This is a genomic window from Corallococcus sicarius, assembly GCF_003611735.1.
In the GTDB taxonomy this organism is placed as follows: domain Bacteria; phylum Myxococcota; class Myxococcia; order Myxococcales; family Myxococcaceae; genus Corallococcus; species Corallococcus sicarius.
In genome coordinates this window covers 1-5,223 of the sequence record NZ_RAWG01000470.1, presented here as the reverse complement: position 1 = coordinate 5,223, position 5,223 = coordinate 1, and the positions used below count along the sequence as shown (strand labels likewise).

The 5,223-nt window shown below is 70.6% G+C and carries 5 protein-coding genes; 3 read left to right on the top strand and 2 right to left on the bottom strand.

The window, feature by feature from the left end:
- Window positions 1–210 precede the first annotated feature (210 nt).
- Together D7X12_RS38930 and D7X12_RS38925 are read left to right on the top strand one after the other, a co-directional pair.
- On the top strand, window positions 211–1,893 hold the full coding sequence (locus D7X12_RS38930) for a glutamine--tRNA ligase/YqeY domain fusion protein (protein WP_120630215.1): 1,683 nt from the start codon (window positions 211–213) through the stop codon (window positions 1,891–1,893).
- Between the two features lie 155 nt (window positions 1,894–2,048).
- Window positions 2,049–3,206 carry a hypothetical protein gene (locus D7X12_RS38925; RefSeq protein WP_120630214.1) on the top strand — a complete coding sequence of 386 codons (1,158 nt, stop codon included), beginning with the start codon at window positions 2,049–2,051 and terminating at the stop codon, window positions 3,204–3,206.
- Between the two features lie 9 nt (window positions 3,207–3,215).
- Here the strand turns inward: D7X12_RS38925 and D7X12_RS38920 are convergent, their stop codons facing one another.
- Complete coding sequence (locus tag D7X12_RS38920) at window positions 3,216–3,704, bottom strand: GNAT family N-acetyltransferase (RefSeq protein ID WP_120630213.1); 489 nt, start codon at window positions 3,702–3,704, stop codon at window positions 3,216–3,218.
- Window positions 3,705–3,814: 110 nt separating this feature from the next.
- On the opposite strand from D7X12_RS38920, the gene D7X12_RS38915 reads away from it, so the two are divergent.
- Entirely contained in the window at window positions 3,815–4,648 is an 834-nt protein-coding gene (locus D7X12_RS38915; RefSeq protein ID WP_120630212.1) for a 3'(2'),5'-bisphosphate nucleotidase CysQ family protein, read from the top strand.
- 9 nt (window positions 4,649–4,657) lie between these two features.
- On the opposite strand, the gene mug is transcribed toward D7X12_RS38915, so the two are convergent.
- Window positions 4,658–5,218 (bottom strand): G/U mismatch-specific DNA glycosylase, encoded by a 561-nt coding sequence (mug, locus tag D7X12_RS38910; RefSeq protein ID WP_279637285.1) that lies wholly within the window; start codon window positions 5,216–5,218, stop codon window positions 4,658–4,660.
- Between the last annotated feature and the right edge of the window lie 5 nt (window positions 5,219–5,223).

Below are 5,223 nucleotides of genomic sequence, written 5' to 3'. Positions count from 1 at the left end.
GGACGACGCGGCCATGGCGGAGGCGCTGGGCCGGGTGGTGGGGGACGCGGGCTTCCGGGAGGACCTGCGGGCGCGGGCCCTGGTCCGGGCGGACGAGCTGTCCGCCGAGCGGGCGCTCAAGGCCTGGGAGTTGCTTCTCGCGGGCGTCTGACGCGGGCGGGTCAGGAAACCCTTGCCCCCCTTGTCCGGCTTCAACAGGATTCATCTCAAATGACGACGACGAACGAGACGCAGGGCCTCAACTTCCTCCAGGAGGTCATCGAGGAGGATCAGCGGACCGGGAAGCACGGCGGTCGCGTGCACACCCGCTTTCCGCCCGAGCCCAACGGCTACCTCCACATCGGTCACGCCAAGGCCATTGCCGTGAACTTCGGGCTGGCGGGCCAGTACGGCGGCAAGTGCAACCTGCGCCTCGACGACACCAACCCGCTCACCGAGGACACGGACTACGTGGAGTCCATCCAGCGCGACGTGCGCTGGCTCGGGTTCGACTGGGACGACCGGCGCTTCTTCGCGTCCGACTACTTCGACCGGCTCTACGCCTTCGCCGAGCAGCTCATCACCCAGGGCAAGGCCTACGTGTGCAGCCTGTCCGCGGAGGAGATCAGCCAGTACCGGGGGGATTTCACCACGCCGGGGCGGGACAGCCCGTACCGGACGCGCACGGTGGAGGAGAACCTGGACCTGTTCCGCCGGATGAAGGCGGGCGAGTTCCCAGACGGCAAGCACACGCTGCGCGCGAAGATCGACATGACGTCGCCCAACCCCGTGCTGCGCGACCCGCCCATCTACCGCATCCGCAAGGCGCACCACCACCGCACGGGCGATACGTGGTGCATCTACCCGCTCTACGACTTCGCGCACTGCCTGTCGGACGCCATCGAGGGCATCACCCATTCGGTGTGCACGCTGGAGTTCGAGAACCGGCGCGTGCTGTACGACTGGATCGTGGACGCGCTCATCAAGGGCGACCGGCCCTACCAGTACGAGTTCGCGCGGCTGAACCTCACCTACGCGGTGATGAGCAAGCGCAAGCTGCTCCAGATGGTGACGGAGAAGCTGGTGTCGGGCTGGGATGATCCGCGCATGCTGACCATCAGCGGCCTGCGTCGCCGGGGCTACACGCCCGCGTCGCTGCGCGACTTCGCCAAGCGCATCGGCGTGAGCAAGTCGGACAGCCTCATCGACATGGGCGTGCTGGAGCTGTCCATCCGGGACGACCTCAACGAAACGGCGCCGCGCGCCATGGCGGTGCTGCGCCCGCTCAAGGTCGTGGTGGAGAACTACCCGGAGGGGCAGACCGAGGAGCTGGAGGTCGCCAACCATCCGAAGAAGGCGGAGCTGGGCACGCGCAAGGTGCCGTTCATGCGCGAGCTGTACATCGAGGCGGACGACTTCCAGGAGGTGCCGGAGAAGGGCTTCTTCCGCCTCGCGCCGGGCAAGGAGGTGCGCCTGCGCTCGGCGTACTTCATCAAGTGCGAGCAGGTCATCAAGGACGCGGCGGGACACATCACGGAGCTGCGCTGCACGTACGACCCTGCGACGCGCGGCGGGGACTCGCCGGATGGCCGCAAGGTGAAGGGCACGCTGCACTGGGTGCCGGGCAACGCGCCCACCGCGCAGGTGCGGCTCTATGACCGCCTCTTCTCCGTGGAGCAGCCGGACCGGGACAAGGAGAAGGACTTCAAGGCGTTCCTGAACCCGAACAGCCTGGAGGTCGTCTCGGACGCGCGCGTGGAGCCGGCGCTCGCGCAGGCCCATCCAGGTGACCGCTTCCAGTTCGAGCGCCTGGGCTACTTCTGCGCGGACGCGAACGACTCGAAGCCGGGTGCGCCCGTCTTCAACCGCACGGTGACGCTGAAGGACTCGTGGGTGAAGGAGCAGAAGAAGTAGGCGTTGCTTCCCCGCAGGTGATGCTCGACCAGCGCAGGGCCCCGGGTGTCCGCGCCCGGGGCTTTGTCGTGCGTGGGGGCAATGGCGGGCCGCGCGCGGGATGGGCCATGCTGGCGCGAGGCCCTTCCTCCCTGCCTTCCGGAGAGCGTCCCGACATGGCACCGAACCCGTTGCCGCGCCCCTGGTCCCCGCCGACACACGCCGAGGTGGAGGCCATCGCGCGCATGGAGGACAGCGCCCTCCGCAACCTCCACATCACGCACTCGTACCACGTGCTGGTGGTGTCCTTCACCGACCTGCTGGGGGAGAAGGACGTGGGCTGGTGCGGCGTCGCGACGTGGGCGTCGAAGACGGCGGGGACGTTCATCCGCAAGGACGTGCTGCCCGCGATGCTGCGGGACATGCAGGCCCGGACGGACGGCATCCTGCGCTCGCTCGCCGGGATGCAGGCCCAGTTGCTGGGCGCCTGGGGCCTGTCCACGGGCGTGTTCTCCGTGCTGTCCCGCGTGGTGGAGCCGATGGTGGACGCGGTGGCGAAGCAGGTGGCCCTGGGCAACCGCATCGTGTTCCAGGAGCTGGGGCCCCTCTACGTGTCGATGCTGGAGCACCTCTCCCAGCCCGACGCGACGAGCCCCGCCGCGCTGGCGCGCGTGGTGTCCCGCCTGAAGCCGGGCCCGGTGGAGGCCGGCGGGCAGGAGCTGCTCATCCAGGCGGTGCGCGCCTACCAGGACGTGCTGCGCACGACGCACCCCAAGGCGCGCGCGGAGTTGGTGTTCCTGGCCAACGCGCTGGTGGGCTACCACGAGCAGGTGCGGCTGCAGGAGCCCGTCGTCGGCGCGCTGAGAGCCCCGTTGAAGGAGCTGTTCCTGGGCCAGCTGCTGGACGTGCTGCGTGCGCGTGGAGCCGGCATGCCGGAGACGTGGTTGCTCGCGGCCTTCACGCCGCTGGCGGAGCGGCTGGAGCGCTGCTGGCGCGAGCTGTCCACGCGCGCGCTGATGACGCTGGAGCTGCCGGACCGGACGCTGCGGCTGGGGCAGGACGTCCCGGCGCTGACGCCGACGGGGGACTTTCCGCCGGACCTGCTGCGGCTGGAGCACCCGGAGCTGCTGGCGCTGATGAAGCAGTTGGACAGGACGCCGGACGACACCGCGGGCAGCGCGGCCCGGGACTGGGGCTCGCTGCACGACCGGATGAACCTCATCGTGGACGTGTTTCGCGCCCGTCAGCAGGACCGGGGGCTCTACACGCCGCCCTTCACCCCGAAGCAGGTGGAGGCCTTCCGGCAGGGCCGGGTGCCCGAAGGGCGGCTCTGAGCAGGGCGGCTATGCGCGGGGCGGCGTCTCGCGGGTCATCTCGACCATGGTGGCGCGCCAGCCCAGCCGCTCGAAGAGGCGCCGCGCGGCTTCGTTCTTCGCGGCGGTGGAGAGCACCACGCGGGGCGCGCCCAGCTCCGTGAGCCTTTGCACCATGGCCTCCGCGAGCAGGCGGCCGGTGCCGGTGCCGCGCGCCTTGTCCTCCACCCAGATGTCGTGCAGGGCGCCGTGCTTGTCGAGCAGCATGTTCCAGTCCACGCCCTCCAGCCGGCCGTAGCAGTAGCCGACGACGTCGCCGTCCAATTCGGCCACGAGCACCACGGCCTCCTGGGGACGGCGCGCCTCCTTGCTCAACCACCAGCGGTAGCCGGCCTCCACGTCATCCGGGACCATGAATCGCTGCGGGTCGAAGCCGTGGTGCTGTCGCGCGAGCGCCGCGCCCATGCGGCCCAGGGCGGGTTCGTCCGAGGCCTTCGCGGGACGGATGGTGACGGGCATGGCGGTACTATGGCCAGCGCGGCCCGCGACTGTCGAAGCCTTCCGACGGGAGATGCGCGGTGCCGTGCGGTTCCCAAAGCCACGCCGAGCGGGCAGACTCGCCGGCCTCCATGCCCGCACTCGCACCCGAGCTCGAAGTGGCCCGGCGCATCGCGCGCCAGGCCGGTGACATCCTCCTGCAGGTCTACGCCACCGACTTCTCCGTCACGGACAAGGCCGGCGGCGCCGGCCCCGTCACCCTGGCCGACGAGCGCGCCAACGCCTTCATCGTGGGCGAGCTGCGCAAGGCCTTCCCGTCCGACGGCGTGGTCGCGGAGGAGAACGAGGACGCGTCCGACGCGAAGCGCTTCGAGCGTTGCTGGTACGTGGATCCGCTCGATGGCACGCAGGAGTTCGTGAACCGCAACGGCGAGTTCGCCATCCACATCGGCCTCGCGGTGGAGGGACGCGCGGCGCTGGGCGTCGTCTACCGCGCCGTCGGGGACGTCCTCTACTCGGGCGTCGTCGGCGAGCAGGGTTACATGGAGGACCCGCAGGGCCGCCGCGCGCTGCGCGTGTCGGACGTGGCGGAGCCGTCCGCGCTGCGGCTCGTGGTGTCGCGCTCGCACCGCTCGAAGACGACGGACGCGGTGGTGCAGCGGCTGGGCATCACCCGCGAGACGGAGTCCGGCTCCGTGGGCCTCAAGTGCGGCCTGCTCGCCGAGTCCCGCTGCGACCTCTACGTGCACGTCAGCGACAAGAGCTACCGCTGGGACAACTGCGCGCCGGAGGCCGTCATCCGCTCGGCGGGCGGCGTGCTCACGGACCTCTCCGGCACGCAGTACCGCTATGACGGCTCCGAGCTCCAGAACCACCGGGGCCTGCTCGCCTGCAACGCCGCGGCGTTCGACCGGGTGCTGCCCGTCGCCTCGCAGGTGGCGCGCGAGGCGGGCCTGCTGAAGTAGGGCAGGGCTTCAGCCCGCGTCCACCGCGCGGCGCAGCTCGCCGAAGAGCCGCGCCAGATCCGGGAGCTGGTAGCTGGCGTTGAGCCCGCTCGGATTGGGCAGCACCCACAGCCGGGTGTCGCCCAGGGTCTCCGGTTGCAGGCCGAACCGCGCCTTCGGCCGCGCGAAGGCGGTGCGGTACGCGCCCAGGCCCAGCACCGCGAGGAAGGCCGGGCGGTAGCGCTTCACCTTGCGCTCAAGCGTCTTCGCACCCGCCGCCAGCTCTCCGGGCTCCAGCAGGTCCGCGGACGCCGTGGCCCGGTCCACCACGTTGGTGATGCCCAGGCCCAGCGCCTTCAGCTCGCCCTGTTCGGAGGGGTGGAACCTTCGCGGCGTGAAGCCCGACGCGTGCATCGCGGGCCAGAAGCGGTTGCCCGGCCGCGCGAAGTGCACCCCCACCACCGCCGAATAGAGGCTGGGGTTGATGCCGCAGAAGAGCACGCGCAGGCCCGGTGACAGCAGGTCCGGCATGGAGCGGCCGGTGGCGGCGAACAGCTCGTCCTTCGTGGGCTTGTGGAGTGGGGTGGGCACGGGAG

Coding starts and splice junctions, on each gene's coding strand:
- D7X12_RS38920 (WP_120630213.1), bottom strand. CDS start 3,704: ATGCCCGTCACCATCCGTCCCGCGAAGGCCTCGGACGAACCCGCCCTG.
- D7X12_RS38925 (WP_120630214.1), top strand. CDS start 2,049: ATGGCACCGAACCCGTTGCCGCGCCCCTGGTCCCCGCCGACACACGCC.
- D7X12_RS38915 (WP_120630212.1), top strand. CDS start 3,815: ATGCCCGCACTCGCACCCGAGCTCGAAGTGGCCCGGCGCATCGCGCGC.
- D7X12_RS38930 (WP_120630215.1), top strand. CDS start 211: ATGACGACGACGAACGAGACGCAGGGCCTCAACTTCCTCCAGGAGGTC.